This is a genomic window from Promicromonospora sp. Populi, from assembly GCF_041081105.1.
In the GTDB taxonomy this organism is placed as follows: Bacteria; Actinomycetota; Actinomycetes; order Actinomycetales; family Cellulomonadaceae; genus Promicromonospora.
This window is the reverse complement of record NZ_CP163528.1, coordinates 4,879,405-4,893,024: the sequence shown is the minus strand read 5'-3', so window position 1 is coordinate 4,893,024 and position 13,620 is coordinate 4,879,405. Positions and strand designations below refer to the sequence as shown.

The window sequence follows — 13,620 nt, the reverse complement described above, 5'->3', positions numbered from 1 at the left end:
ATCGAGCCCGATGCAGACCCATCAATACGACGTAGTCATCGTCGGCGCCGGCGGCGCAGGTATGCGTGCCGCCCTCGAGTCGTCGAAGGAGGCCCGCACCGCGGTGATCTCCAAGCTGTACCCGACTCGCTCCCACACCGGTGCCGCCCAGGGCGGTATGGCGGCAGCCCTCGCGAACGTCGAGGACGACAACTGGGAGTGGCACACCTTCGACACCGTCAAGGGCGGCGACTACCTCGTCGACCAGGACGCGGCCGAGATCCTCGCCCGGGAGGCGATCGACGCGGTCCTCGAGCTGGAGCGGATGGGCCTGCCGTTCAACCGCACCCCCGAGGGCAAGATCGACCAGCGCCGCTTCGGCGGGCACACCCGCGATCACGGCCAGTCCGCCGTGCGCCGCGCGTGCTACGCGGCCGACCGCACCGGTCACATGATCCTCCAGACGCTCTACCAGAACTGCGTCAAGCAGGAGGTGGAGTTCTACAACGAGTTCTACGTGCTGGACCTCATCACGGACCACGACCTCACCACCGAGGAGATCGCGGACGGCGAGGAGGTCAACGCGACCGGCGTCGTCGCCTACGACCTCGCGACCGGCGAGCTCCACGTGTTCCAGGCCAAGTCGATCATCTTCGCCACCGGCGGTGCCGGGAAGATCTTCAAGACCACCTCGAACGCGCACACCCTCACGGGTGACGGCATGGCGCTGGCGTACCGCCGCGGCCTGCCGCTGGAGGACATGGAGTTCTTCCAGTTCCACCCGACAGGCCTCGCGGGACTCGGCATCCTCCTGTCGGAGGCCGCCCGCGGCGAGGGCGGGATCCTGCGCAACTCCGAGGGCGAACGCTTCATGGAGCGCTACGCCCCCACCATCAAGGACCTCGCGCCGCGCGACATCGTTGCCCGGTCCATGGCGAACGAGGTCCGCGAGGGCCGGGGCGCCGGGCCGAACAAGGACTACGTGCTGCTCGACCTGACGCACCTGGAGCCGGCGCACATCGACGCCAAGCTTCCGGACATCACCGAGTTCGCGCGCACCTACCTCGGCATCGAGCCCTACACCGAGCCGGTGCCCGTGTACCCCACGGCGCACTACGCCATGGGCGGCGTGCCGACCAACGTCAAGGGCGAGGTGCTGCGCGACGGCGTCAACGTCGTCAAGGGCCTCTACGCCGCCGGCGAGGTCGCCTGCGTGTCCGTGCACGGCTCCAACCGGCTCGGCACCAACTCGCTGCTGGACATCAACGTGTTCGGCAAGCGCTCCGGCCGGGCCGCCGCCGAGTACGCCAAGACGGCGTCGTTCCACGACCTGCCGGAGGACCCGACCGTCCGCGTGGTGGCGCAGCTCGACGAGATGCGCAACCGGCCCGACGGCGAGCGGGTGGCGGACATCCGCAAGGCGCTGCAGGAGAGCATGGACCTCAACGCCCAGGTCTTCCGCACCGGCGACTCGCTGAACCAGGCCCTGGTCGACATCCGCGAGCTGCAGAAGCGCTACCGCAACGCTTCGGTGCAGGACAAGGGCAAGCTCTTCAACACCGACCTGCTGGAGGCGATCGAGCTGGGCTTCCTGCTCGACATCGCCGAGGTCACCGTGGTCGCGGCCATCAACCGCAAGGAGTCGCGCGGCGGTCACTACCGCGAGGACTTCCCGAACCGCGACGACGTCCACTACATGCTGCACACGATGGCCTACCGTCGCCCGACGGCGGCCTCGGACCAGGCCGAGGGCCACGTCAAGGGCTACTTCGACCACGTCGAGGAGTTCGAGGGCTACAAGGTCGTCCTGGGCTCAAAGCCCGTCATCCAGACCCGGTACGAGCCGATGGAGCGTAAGTACTGATGACTGCCACTCTCGAAGCCGCCGCGCCGACCCCCGCGGGCGAGATCCCCTCGTTCACGGTCACGATGCGGATCCGGCGGTTCAACCCTGAGGTGTCCGACGAGCCCGTCTGGCAGGACTTCACGGTCCTGGCCCACGGCACCGACCGGGTGCTCGACGCCCTGCACAAGATCAAGTGGGAAGAGGACGGCTCGCTCACGTTCCGCCGGTCCTGTGCCCACGGGGTCTGCGGCTCGGACGCGATGCGGATCAACGGCCGCAACCGCCTCGCCTGCAAGACGCTGCTCAAGGACGTCAACCCGGACAAGCCCATCACGGTCGAGCCCATCAAGGGCCTCCCGGTCGTGAAGGACCTCGTCGTGGACATGGAGCCGTTCTTCGCCTCCTACCGCGAGATCATGCCGTTCCTCATCACCACCGGGAACGAGCCCTCGAAGGAGCGCTACCAGTCCGCCGAGGACCGCGCCCGGTTCGACGACACGACCAAGTGCATCCTGTGCGCCGCGTGCACGTCGTCCTGCCCGGTGTTCTGGACGGACGGCCAGTACTTCGGCCCGGCCGCGATCGTGAACGCGCACCGCTTCATCTTCGACAGCCGGGACGAGGGCGGCTCGCAGCGCCTGGAGATCCTCAACGACAAGGAGGGTGTGTGGCGCTGCCGCACGACCTTCAACTGCACCGAGGCCTGCCCGCGCGGCATCGAGGTCACCAAGGCGATCCAGGAGGTCAAGCGCGCGATGATCACTCGCGCGTTCTGACGTCCCCTGACGAAGCAGCCCTCTCTTCGGAGGGCTGCTTCGTCGTCTCAGCCACCGCCATCCAGGCCGTGGCCAGGAGCAGGACGCGGGCCATCAGGTTGACCAGGACCAGCAGGGTCACCACCACCGCGAAGGATGCCAGCAGGGCGTTGCGGGCGGCGCTGCCCGCGATCACCTCGGTGCCCAGCAGGCGCAGCGCGCCCGCCACGACGCCCACGACCAGCGCCCCGATCTGCAGGTCCCGCCGCGCCGGGTGGACGCCACCCACCCAGCGGACGACGGCGGCGACGACCACCGCGTCGAGCAGCACGGTCAGCAGCAGCCCGACGCCGCGCACGGCCCAGCCGGCGCCCGCACCCAGGCCGACCTGGTCCAGGGTCCAGGGCACCGCCGCGGAGACCCCCACGCTCGCGGCCGCCGTGACCAGCATCCCCGCCGCGAGCAGCACAAATCCCAGGAGCTGGCGCAGCCGCTCCGTGACCGGGTTGCCGACGCTCTCCGTCAGGCCGAACATCGCGCGCACCGACGAGCGCAGGGCGCCCATGAATCCCGTGGCGGACCAGAGCAGCACCACCGCCGCCACCACGGACGTCCAGCTCAGCCCGCTGGACAGCACGAGGTCCGACGGCGACAGCACGCCCCCGTCACCGGTGTTCACGAGCCCGGGCACCCAGGTGTCGACCTGGGCCAGGACCGCGTCCCGCAGCTCCGTGTTGCCGCCGAGCACCCGCACGAACACCGTGTAGCCGATGGCGAGGGCGGCGAACAGGGAGAACAGTGCGGCGTACGCGATGCCGCCGCACAGCACCGACCCGTTCGCCTCGTCGTAGCGGGTGAGCGTACGGCTGAGCCGGGTCGCCTCCCAGCGCGCCCAGGCCGTCTTCCCGAGCTCGATCAGCCGCTTCATTGCGATGACCCTAGACGTCAGACCAGGGTCGTGTCGCCCGATCCGAGGCGGAACGAGGCCTGGGGGCGCCAGATGCCGTCGTCGCCGTGCTCGTACTGGTAGAACCGGTCGACGTCGAAGTCGGCGGAGTAGTCCGCCATCGCCTCGAAAGCCTTGTCGAGGTCGGCGTCGGGCACCTCGTGCGCGATGGTCACGTGCGGGTGGTAGTTGAACCGCAGCTCCCCGTCGAGCATCCCCGACCGCACCGTCGACTCGAGCTGCTCGCACTCGGAGATGCCCTGCGCCAGGGCCACGAACACCACCGGCGAGATCGGCCGGAACGTCGCGGTGCCCCGCAACCGCACCGTGAAGGGCGGCGCGGCGGCGGCCACGGCCGCGAGGTGGCCCCGCGCCTGAGCGAGCCGCCCGGCGTCGAGCAGCGTGGGCCCCAGCAGCGTGATGTGCGGGGGGATGAAGTTCGCGAGCGGGTCGTCGGCGGCCACCCGCGCCGCGCTCAGCTGAGCGGCGTAGGGCTCCGGGATCTCGATGGCGATCCCGATGCGGACCTGGCCGGTTTCCCGCTCGGGAAGGTTCACCGCACGCCTCGGGCAGGGAGCAGGCCGAACCGCTCATACATCCGGTCCAGCACGGGGCGGGCGATCGCGCGGGCCCGGTCCGCGCCGTCGGCCAGCACGCGGTCCAGCTCGGCGGGGTCCGCGAGGTAGGTGTTGGCCCGGGCCTGGAACGGCTCAAGGAAGGCGACGACGGCGTCGGCCAGGTCGACCTTGAGGTAGCCGTAACCGCGGCCGTCGTACTCCTTGGCGATGTGGTCGATGTCGCGGCCGGTCACCGCCGAGAAGATGGTCAGGAGGTTCGAGATGCCCGGCTTCTCGGTCGGGTCGAACCGCACGCCGTACGACTCGTCGGCGTCGGTCACTGCCGCCTTGATGGCCTTGACCGCCTTCTTCGGGTCCTCCAGCAGCCAGACGACGCCCTTGCCGCCCGCGCTGGACTTGCTCATCTTGGCGCTCGGGTCCTGCAGGTCCTGGATCTTCGCGACGGCCTTGACGATGTGCGCATCCGGTACGACGGCGGTGCCCTCGCCGAAGCGAGTGTTCAGCCGCGTGGCGAGGTCCCGGGTCAGCTCCAGGTGCTGGCGCTGGTCCTCGCCCACGGGGACCAGACCCGCGTCGTACAGCAGGATGTCGGCCGCCATCAGCACGGGGTAGGTGAAGAGCCCGACGGTGGTGCCCTCGCTGCCCTGCTTCGCCGACTTGTCCTTGAACTGCGTCATGCGCCCGGCCTCGCCGAACCCGGTCTGGCAGCTCAGCAGCCACGCCAGCTCGGCGTGCGCGGCCACCTGGGACTGCACGAACAGGATGGACCGCTCGGGGTCGATCCCGCCCGCCAGGTACTGCGCGGCGGTGCTCCGGGTGCGCTCCCGCAGCAGCGCGGGGTCGGGGTTCACGGTCAGGGCGTGCAGGTCGACGACGCAGTACAGCGCGTCGTAGGAGTCCTGCAGCGCTATCCACTGCGACAGGGCGCCGATGTAGTTGCCCAGGTGGAGCGAGCCGTCGGTGGGCTGCATCCCGGAGAAGATGCGCTTCCCGGAGGGGCGGTCGGCGGACGTTCCAGTGCCTACCGCGATCGAGGTCTCAGACGACATGGCCAACATTCTGGCAGGTCGATGCGCCGTCACCGAATCGTCAGGTTGCCTCGTCGTCGTACGGCGCCTTTCCGGGTTCCGCGACCATCCCGGCCGACGCCGTGGGCCTGTCGTCCTGCTCCGCGGCCCGTGCCGCGGCGGACCGCGTGGGCGTCGACGGCGGGCTGTCGTCGAGCAGGGCGTCCCGGACGATCTTGCGCGGGTCGTACTGGCGCGGGTCGAGCTTGGACCAGTCGACGTCGTTGAACTCGGGGCCGAGCTCGTCGTCCACCCGCGACTTGGCGCTCTGCAGCAGGTCCCGGCCGCGACGCACGAGGCTGCCGAGCTGCTCCGCGTAGACGGGCAGCCGCTCGGGGCCGATCACGAACATCGCGATCACCAGGATGACCACGAGCTCCCAGCCATTGATGCCGATCACGCTCAGAGCCTACTCGCGTCGCGCGACCCGCCGGAGAACGCCGGATGAACCCGCATCACTGGCCGCTTGCCCGCTCTTCCAGGACGACGCGGACCTCGCGTTCGTCACTGCCGGAGCGCACCAGCAGCGTCACCGGGGCGCCCGGCGCCTTGGCCCGGATGGCCACGATCAGCTCGTCGGCCACGGATACCGGGCGACCGTCGATCGAGAGGATCACGTCGCCGGGCTCGATGCCCGCCTGGTCGGCGGGACCGTCCGGCGTGACCGCCGGAGTGCCCTGCTGCGGCTCCAGCGACACCCGCACACCCTCGCCCTGGTAGGCGGGGTCGAGGAGCACGCCGATGATCGGGAACGTGGCGGAGCCCGTCTCGATGAGCTGCTCGGCGGTGTGCCGCGCCTGGTTGGACGGGATGGCGAAGCCGAGCCCGATGTTGCCCGTCGCGGCGGTCGTGCCCGGACCCTGCGCGATGGCGGAGTTGATGCCGATCACCTCGCCCGCCGAGTTGACCAGCGGCCCGCCCGAGTTGCCGGGGTTGATCGCGGCGTCCGTCTGGATGGCGTCGATGAAGGCCGCCTCGGCGGCCTCCCCCGCCTTCACCGGGCGGTGCAGCGCGCTGACGATCCCCGTGGTCACGGTGGCCTCCAGGCCGAGCGGCGAGCCGACGGCGAGCACGGAGTCGCCCACGACCACGTCGTCGGAGTCGCCCAGCACCAGCGGCACCAGACCCGACTCGTCGACCCGGATCACCGCCAGGTCGTAGTCCGGCGTCGCGCCCACGAGCTCCGCGGGCTGCTCGTGCCCGTCGGCGAACGTGACGGTCACGTCGGCCCCCGCAGCCGCTTCCGCGACCACGTGGTTGTTCGTGAGGATGTAGCCGTTCTCCCGGAGGATCATGCCCGAGCCCGTGGCGACACCCTGCTGGGCCCGCACCTCGATCGAGACCACGCTCGGCAGCGCCGCGGCGGCGATGGCGGCCACCGAACCCTCGGGGCGCTGCACCTGGGTGGCGCCGGCCGCGGGCTGCGGCAGGTCGGCGCTCGCCGGGCGCGCGTTCTGCTGGGCGTCCAGCAGCGCGTAGGCGCCGAAGCCACCGCCCGCACCCGCGAGCAGCCCCACCAGCACGACGGCGGCCACGGCCCGCGCACCGAGCCGGCCCCGCCGGGACCGGCTGGCCTGCGCCGCGGCGGGCTGGTCGGTCGGCTGGGCCGGAAGCTGCGCGGTGGTGTGTTCGGTGGTGTGTTCGGTGGTGTGTGCGGTGGTGTGTTCGGTGGTCGACCCGGCGGCGGCATCCGGCGTCCGCTCGTCCGGTGTTCCGACGGGCACGGGCGGGGAGGCCGCAGGCGGAGTCGACGACGACTCGTTCGCGGAGGGCGCTGCTGCGCGCGGCGTGGGCGGCGCGAACGGGTTCTCGTCGGTCATGGGCTCTCGATGGCTCCTGTCACGGTGTTCCACCCGCGGGCGATTCGCGGCAGGACCCCGGCATCGTAGCCATCCTCGCCGAACGATGCCACGAGCTTGGCCAGCACGTCCTCGGGGGCGTCCGCGACGACGTCGACCACCATGTCGTCCGACTGCCACGCCACGTGGACCGGCTCGGTGGCGAGCACCTGCACGTCACCGGCGGCGCCCTTGCCGTCCTCGGCCAGCTGCCCGGGGCGTTCCCGGACCACCGCGTGGCCCGAGGGGCCGGCCAGGTCGATCTCCAGCGTCTGGCCCTGGTCGCCCACCAGGCGCATGGCCGTGACCGTGTACCCGTCAGGCAGGTCGGCCGGCACCACCCAGCCGTTGTCCGCGGCCCAGTCGAGCGCCGCGGAAGTACGCTCGCCGGGCGCCGCATCAAGCCCCGCGAGCACGTCCTCGCCGGCCGCTACCGTGTCCGAGCCCGTGCGGCCGAGCATCGTCATGCTGGTCTGCGCGGAGAGCTGCGGGGACACGACGGGAACGTCGCCGAGCGTGAAGAGCGCCAGCCCCAGCACGCCCACGCCGCCCATACCGAGCGCGGTGATCCGCGTGGCCCGTCGACGGCGCGCCGGGCGGTCGAGCCGGCCGGAGAACGCATCGCCGCCGTCGAACGCCGACGTCTGCCACACGGGGGTGGACAGCGGGTCGGGGCCGAGGAACGGGCGGCGCAGCGGATCGTCGTCGGTAGGCGGGATGCTCGCCTGGAGCGCCATCAGCCGCGCGGTGAGGGCCGGGTCGGGCACCACGTCGGCCGCGGACGAGAGCGCTCGCCGGGCCGCGCGGGCGATGTCCAGCTCGCGGGCGCACAGCCGGCACATCGTCACGTGGGACAGGGCCCGCTCGGTGTCCGCCGGGGAGAGCTGACCGTCGGCCAGCGCGCTGACGAGGTCGCCGAGGTGGGCGCTCATCGCACAACACCCCCGCGTGTCGGCGCCAGGTGCTCCAGCGCGTCGCGGAGCTGAGCGCGGGCCCGGTGGATACGGGAGCGCACGGTGCCGAGCTTGACGCCCAGCGTCACAGCGATCTCCTCGTAGCTCAGACCCTCGATGTCGCACAGCACGACGGCGGCGCGGTACTCGGGGCGCAGCGCGTCGAGCGCCTTCTGCACGTCCTGGTCCAGGTTCGCGTGCTCGTACCCGCGCTCCGGGCGGCCGAAGTCGCCGGTGTCGGCCACGTGGCCGTCGTCGTCCCCCATCGCCTCCATGCGGATCCGCTTCTTGCGGCGCGCCTGGTCCAGGAACAGGTTGGTGGTGATGCGGTGCAGCCAGCCCTCGAACGTGCCCGGCGTATAGCTGGACAGCGAGCGGAACACCCGGATGAAGGTCTCCTGCGTCAGGTCCTCGGCATCCGGCTTGTTGCCGGTCAGCCGGTAGGCGAGGCGATAGACGCGGGCGGAGTGCTCACGCACGATCTCCTCCCACGTCGGCGGCTGCCACGGCATGTCGACGGCGCCGGTCCCGGAGGGTACCGACGCGCTTGCATCTGCTGGTGCACGCGTGCTCACAGAAGTCATCGTCCTCTCAACGCGCATGGAAGCCCAGTCGTTCCCCGGGCTGTACCCTGACGCCGCACGTGATGTACACATCTGTACGGGTCCAGCGGAGGTAGCCATCAGCACAGCGGAGCCGTCCGGCCACGGCAAGGTCGCGGCCTGGGTCTACAGCGAGGCATTCGTCCCCGAGGACGAGGTGCTGCTGCGTGCCCGCGAACGCGCCTCGGAGCTGGGCTGCCCCGCGGTGCTGCCCGGCGTCGGCGCGGTGCTGCGGGTCCTGGCCGCCGCCACCAACGCGCACGCGGTGGTGGAGGTCGGCACCGGAGCCGGCGTGGCGTCGCTCTGGCTGCTGCGCGGTATGCCCTACGACGGCCAGCTCACCACCATCGACCGCGAGGTGGAGCACCAGCGGGCGGCGCGCACGGCGTTCGCCGAGGACGGCGTCGCCCCGCAGCGCACCCGGATCATCCCCGGGCGGCCCGGTGACGTGCTGCCCCGGCTCGCGGACGGCGCCTACGACCTGGTGCTCGTGGCGAGCGACCCGCTCGCGTACCCCGAGTACGTGACCGAGGCCCTGCGGCTGCTGCGACCGGGCGGGGTGCTCGCGATCGACGGCGCCCTGCTGCGGGACCGGGTGGCAGACCCTGCCCGCCGCGACGAGCTCACCACCGTGGTGCGTGAGGTGGGCCGGACGCTGCGCAACGACGAGCGGGTGCTGCCTGCCATGCTGCCGAGCGGGGACGGGCTGCTGCTGGCCGTCCGCCGCTGACCCGCCGGTGGGCCGGAGCCCGCGACGGACGGCCAGGCGGCTCTGCTTTATTTGTCGCCTGAGTCAGGCACTGGGCGCGACGACGGTCTGGAGAGCGTCCCCGAGCTCGCTCGCCTCGGTCGCGTTGAGCTCGACGACGAGCCGACCGCCGCCCTCGAGCGGCACACGCATGACGATGCCGCGCCCCTCCTTGGTGACCTCGAGCGGTCCGTCACCCGTTCGCGGCTTCATCGCAGCCATGTGTGGCTCTCCCATTCCGTTGTCCGGTGTGTAGCGGCATTCATGTTCCCGGCGAACGCCGAGGGCACGGAGCCATTCTAGTTCAATTGGCGCCCCTTACTTTCCACGCGCCCATTCGTCGCCCCCTACCCGACCGCACCGGATCAGGCGAGTCCACGCAGGGCGGCGGCGGGTGGTGCCTCGTCGCGGACGGCCGCCACGAGGTCGAGAACGCGGCGGGTGGCGACCACGTCGTGGGTGCGGAACACGCGTGCGCCGAGCCACGCGGCGACCGCCGTCGCGGCGAGCGTTCCCTCCAGGCGTTCCTCGGGCGGAAGGTCGAGCGTCTCCCCCACGAAGTCCTTGCGGGACAACGCCATGAGCAGCGGAAAGCCGAGCCCGGCCAGCGCGCCCGTGCTGCGCAGCAGATGCAGGGAGTGCCAGGTGTTCTTGCCGAAGTCGTGGGTCGGGTCCACGAGCACCGAAGCGCGCGGCACCCCGCAGGCCACCGCCCGCTCGGCCGCGGCCCGCAGGGTCGTCACGACGTCGGCCACCAGCCCGTCGGGGTACTCCACGCGGTAGGGGTCGGTGCGCGGCACCGCCCCGCCCGTGTGCGAGCAGACGACGCCGACGCCGGCCGCTCCCGCCACCTCGACCAGGCCGCGGTCGTGGCCCGCCCAGGTGTCGTTGATCAGGTCCGCGCCCGCGTCGATCGCCGCGCGGGCCACCCCGGCGCGCCAGGTGTCGACCGAGACCAGGAGGTCGGGCAGGGTGCGCCGGACCGCCGCCACGAACGGCACGACGCGGCGGATCTCCTCGGCCTCGTCCACCGGCGCACCGTTGCCGGCCCGGACGCCGCCGACGTCGAGGATCTCGGCGCCGTCCGCGAACGCGCGCTCCGCGACGGCCAGCGCCGAGGCGTCGTCGGGCACCCGGGCCGGGGCGTAGAACGAGTCGGTGGTGCGGTTCAGCACCGCCATCACGACGGGGCGCACCGCAGCCCCGTCGTGCCCTACTTCCCGCCCGCGCAGCACCAGCGGCGCGGATGCCCGGGGCACGGGGGTGTCGCCGGTGTCCGGACCGTCCACCTACGCGCCGCCCAGGGTGCTGTGCAGCTCCTGCCCTTCCTGCACGGCGTCTTCGGTCGCCCGCTCCGCCGCCGCGGCCGCCTGCAGCGCCGCGTGCTCGGCAGCGATCTGGTGGGCGCGCTCCACGACGTGCCGCACGGCCTCGGCGGGGTCGTCGGTGAGGTAGAGGATGTCGAGGTCGACCTCGCTTATGGTGCCGTGCGCCAGCGCCGTCGACCGGATCCACTCCAGGAGACCGCCCCAGTACTCCTTACCCACCAGGACTAGCGGGAACTGTGTCACCTTGTGCGTCTGAACCAGGGTGACCGCTTCGAAGAGCTCGTCGAAGGTGCCGAATCCCCCGGGCATCACGATGAATCCCTGTGCGTACTTCAGGAACATGGTCTTTCGCGCGAAGAAGTACCTGAAGTTGATGCCGAGATTGACATACTCGTTGACGCCCTGTTCGAAGGGCAGCTCGATTCCGAGCCCCACCGAGGTACCGCCTGCTTCGGCGGCGCCCTTGTTTGCGGCCTCCATGATGCCCGGCCCGCCACCGGTGATGACGGCGTACCCGGCCTCCACCAGGAGCCGGCCCACGGTCTCGCCCGCGCGGTAGTCCTGGTGGCCCGGCTTGGTCCGCGCCGAGCCGAACACGGAGACCGCCTGCCCGAGCTCCGCCAGGGCGCCGAAACCCTCGACGAACTCGCTCTGGATGCGCATCACGCGCCACGGGTCGCTGTGCAGCCAGTCCGCCTCCTGGTCCGGCGCGAGGAGCCGCTGGTCCGTGGTGGTCTTCGGGATCTGGTTCCCGCGCAGCAGTACCGGACCGCGGCGGTACCCGCGGCCGGACTGTGGAATGCCGTCGTCGCTCATGCGACCAAACTATCCGCCGAGCAGCCAGGCTCGCAGCGCGTCCCGGCACTGCGCGAGCTGCGCCACCGGAAGGTGCTCGTCGTCCTTGTGCGCAAGCAGCGGGTCGCCCGGGCCGAAGTTGACGGCCGGGACTCCGAGCGCGGAGAACCGGGCGACGTCGGTCCAGCCGTACTTCGGGGCGGGCTCGCCGCCGGTGGTGGCCAGCACCGACTGCACGAACTGTGCGGCCAGCGGGTCGTCGAGGCCCGGCCGCGCGCCGCCCGCGGCGTCCGTCACCACGACGTCGAACCCCTCGAAGACCTCCCGCAGGTGGGCCTCGGCCTCCTCGACGGAGCGGGACGGCGCGAACCGGTAGTTCACCTCTACCGTGCACGCGTCGGGGATCACGTTGCCCGCGATGCCGCCCTCGATCCGCACGGCGTTGAGGCCCTCGCGGTAGACCAGGCCGTCGACCTCGACCGAGCGCGGCTCGTACGCCGCGAGGCGGGCGAGCACGGGCGCGACCGCGTGGATCGCGTTCTCCCCCGTCCACGCCCGCGCGGAGTGCGCCGCGACGCCGCGGGTGCGCACCTCGATGCGCATGGTGCCGTTGCAGCCGCCCTCGATCCCGGCGTTCGAGGGCTCGCCCAGGATCGCGAAGTCGCCGGCCAAGAGCTCCGGATGGTTGCGCGCGAGGCGGCCCAGGCCGTTCAGGGCGGAGTCGACCTCCTCGTGGTCGTAGAAGATCCACGTCAGGTCGTGCGCGGGCGCGCTGCCCGGCCCGCCGAGCTCGGCGGCAAGTGCGAGGGCGACGGCGACCCCGCCCAGCATGTCGACGGTGCCCCGGCCCCAGAGCTCCGCGTCGGCGCCCACGCCGACCAGGCGGGTGGGCAGGTTGTCCGCGACGGGCACGGTGTCGATGTGGCCGGCCACGACCACGCGCCGGTCCCGGCCCAGGCTCGTGCGGGCGACCAGGGCGTCGCCGTCGCGCAGCACCTCCAGGTGCGGGAAGCCGCGCAGCAGGGTCTCGATCGCGTCGGCGAGGGCCTTCTCGTCGCCGCTGACGGACGGGATGTCACAGATGGCCCGGGTGAGGGCGACGAGGTCGGACCCGTCACCGGCGGGGTCCAGCAGGGCGGGGTCGATCACGTTGTCCACAGGCCAAGCGTAGGGGCTCGTCGCAGGCCGTTAGGCTGGGGTGCATGACGACCGCATGGGGTTTCGGCCTTGCCACGATCGCCCACGACGGCACCACTCTCGACACCTGGTACCCGGCGCCAGCCCTCGGTGACGTGCCGGACGGCGCCACCCCGCCCGAGGCTCTCGCCGCGCTCGTCGGCACGGACGACGTTCGGGGCGTGCGGCTGGAGGTCGTGACCACGCAGATCGACCTCACCGACCCGCCCAAGGACGTCTCCGACGCCTACCTGCGCCTGCACCTGCTGTCCGCCCGCGAGGTGCGTCCGCACGGCCTGAACATGGACGGCATCTTCGGCGTGCTCACCAACGTCGTCTGGACCAGCGCGGGCCCGTGCGCCGTCGCGGGCTTCGAGGAGACCCGGCTGCGCCTGCGCGCCCGTGGTCACGTCACGGTGTTCGGCGTCGACAAGTTCCCCCGCCTGGTCGACTACCTGATCCCGTCGGGCGTGCGCATCGCCGACGCCGACCGGGTCCGGCTCGGCGCCCACCTCGCCCCGGGCACCACGGTGATGCACGAGGGCTTCGTCAACTACAACGCGGGCACGCTCGGCGCGTCCATGGTCGAGGGCCGTATCTCGGCGGGGGTCACGGTCGGCGACGGGTCCGACGTCGGCGGTGGCGCCTCGATCATGGGCACCCTGTCCGGCGGCGGCAAGGAGGTCGTCTCGCTCGGCGAGCGCTGCCTCCTCGGCGCCAACGCGGGCCTGGGCATCCCCCTCGGCGACGACTGCGTGGTCGAGGCCGGGCTGTACCTGACCGCGGGCACCAAGGTCACGGTGCTGGGCGCCGCGGTGGACCCGACGGGGGACGGCACCGCGGCGGTCAAGGCCCGCGAGCTGGCGGGACGCAGCAACCTGCTGTTCCGCCGCAACTCCACCACCGGGACCGTCGAGGTGCTCGACCGGACCGGGGTCGGGATCGAGCTCAACGAGGCCCTGCACGCGAACTGATGCGCCCCAGTCCCCTTACCTAACCCTCACGTCGG

General features: G+C 71.8%; 15 protein-coding genes. 4 read left to right on the top strand and 11 right to left on the bottom strand.

The genetic code is table 11. The annotated features are described in order from the left end of the window. The first annotated feature begins 10 nt into the window (after positions 1-10). Together sdhA and AB1046_RS22170 are read left to right on the top strand one after the other, a co-directional pair. A complete protein-coding gene (gene sdhA / locus AB1046_RS22175; RefSeq protein ID WP_369371446.1) occupies positions 11-1,843 on the top strand; it encodes a succinate dehydrogenase flavoprotein subunit in 1,833 nt (610 codons plus the stop codon). Then, positions 1,843-2,601, top strand: coding sequence for a succinate dehydrogenase iron-sulfur subunit (locus AB1046_RS22170; protein WP_369371445.1), 759 nt, complete (start codon positions 1,843-1,845; stop codon positions 2,599-2,601). The genes sdhA and AB1046_RS22170 overlap by 1 nt, the downstream gene beginning before the upstream one ends. On the opposite strand, the gene AB1046_RS22165 is transcribed toward AB1046_RS22170, so the two are convergent. From AB1046_RS22165 to sigE, 7 genes are read right to left on the bottom strand one after another with little or no spacing between them, the layout of a single operon-like run. After that, complete coding sequence (locus AB1046_RS22165; RefSeq protein WP_369371444.1) at positions 2,585-3,508, bottom strand: YihY/virulence factor BrkB family protein; 924 nt, start codon at positions 3,506-3,508, stop codon at positions 2,585-2,587. The two genes, AB1046_RS22170 and AB1046_RS22165, sit on opposite strands and share 17 nt — an antisense overlap. A gap of 17 nt (positions 3,509-3,525) precedes the next feature. After that, positions 3,526-4,083, bottom strand: coding sequence for a 2'-5' RNA ligase family protein (locus AB1046_RS22160; RefSeq protein ID WP_369371443.1), 558 nt, complete (start codon positions 4,081-4,083; stop codon positions 3,526-3,528). Continuing rightward, positions 4,080-5,153, bottom strand: a complete 1,074-nt coding sequence (gene trpS / locus AB1046_RS22155; protein ID WP_369371442.1) for a tryptophan--tRNA ligase — start codon at positions 5,151-5,153, stop codon at positions 4,080-4,082. Before trpS ends, AB1046_RS22160 begins: the two co-directional genes overlap by 4 nt. Positions 5,154-5,193: 40 nt before the next feature. Further along, on the bottom strand, positions 5,194-5,571 hold the full coding sequence (locus AB1046_RS22150) for a twin-arginine translocase TatA/TatE family subunit (protein WP_369371441.1): 378 nt from the start codon (positions 5,569-5,571) through the stop codon (positions 5,194-5,196). A gap of 55 nt (positions 5,572-5,626) precedes the next feature. Continuing rightward, complete coding sequence (locus tag AB1046_RS22145; RefSeq protein ID WP_369371440.1) at positions 5,627-6,991, bottom strand: S1C family serine protease; 1,365 nt, start codon at positions 6,989-6,991, stop codon at positions 5,627-5,629. Continuing rightward, complete coding sequence (locus tag AB1046_RS22140) at positions 6,988-7,941, bottom strand: zf-HC2 domain-containing protein (RefSeq protein WP_369371439.1); 954 nt, start codon at positions 7,939-7,941, stop codon at positions 6,988-6,990. Before AB1046_RS22140 ends, AB1046_RS22145 begins: the two co-directional genes overlap by 4 nt. Continuing rightward, positions 7,938-8,546 (bottom strand): RNA polymerase sigma factor SigE, encoded by a 609-nt coding sequence (sigE, locus tag AB1046_RS22135; RefSeq protein WP_369371438.1) that lies wholly within the window; start codon positions 8,544-8,546, stop codon positions 7,938-7,940. Before sigE ends, AB1046_RS22140 begins: the two co-directional genes overlap by 4 nt. A gap of 16 nt (positions 8,547-8,562) precedes the next feature. On the opposite strand from sigE, the gene AB1046_RS22130 reads away from it, so the two are divergent. Continuing rightward, entirely contained in the window at positions 8,563-9,294 is a 732-nt protein-coding gene (locus AB1046_RS22130) for an O-methyltransferase (RefSeq protein WP_369371437.1), read from the top strand. A 63-nt stretch (positions 9,295-9,357) separates the two neighbouring features. Here the strand turns inward: AB1046_RS22130 and AB1046_RS22125 are convergent, their stop codons facing one another. The 4 genes from AB1046_RS22125 to dapE all read right to left on the bottom strand — a co-directional run bounded on the left by AB1046_RS22125 (position 9,358) and on the right by dapE (position 12,593). Next, entirely contained in the window at positions 9,358-9,534 is a 177-nt protein-coding gene (locus tag AB1046_RS22125) for a DUF3117 domain-containing protein (protein WP_369371436.1), read from the bottom strand. A 143-nt stretch (positions 9,535-9,677) separates the two neighbouring features. Then, entirely contained in the window at positions 9,678-10,601 is a 924-nt protein-coding gene (gene folP / locus AB1046_RS22120; RefSeq protein ID WP_369371435.1) for a dihydropteroate synthase, read from the bottom strand. Then, positions 10,602-11,456, bottom strand: coding sequence for a TIGR00730 family Rossman fold protein (locus AB1046_RS22115; protein WP_369371434.1), 855 nt, complete (start codon positions 11,454-11,456; stop codon positions 10,602-10,604). Between the two features lie 9 nt (positions 11,457-11,465). Then, positions 11,466-12,593 carry a succinyl-diaminopimelate desuccinylase gene (gene dapE, locus AB1046_RS22110; RefSeq protein WP_369371433.1) on the bottom strand — a complete coding sequence of 376 codons (1,128 nt, stop codon included), beginning with the start codon at positions 12,591-12,593 and terminating at the stop codon, positions 11,466-11,468. A 44-nt stretch (positions 12,594-12,637) separates the two neighbouring features. On the opposite strand from dapE, the gene dapD reads away from it, so the two are divergent. Next, entirely contained in the window at positions 12,638-13,585 is a 948-nt protein-coding gene (dapD, locus tag AB1046_RS22105) for a 2,3,4,5-tetrahydropyridine-2,6-dicarboxylate N-succinyltransferase (protein WP_369371432.1), read from the top strand. Positions 13,586-13,620: the final 35 nt, after the last annotated feature.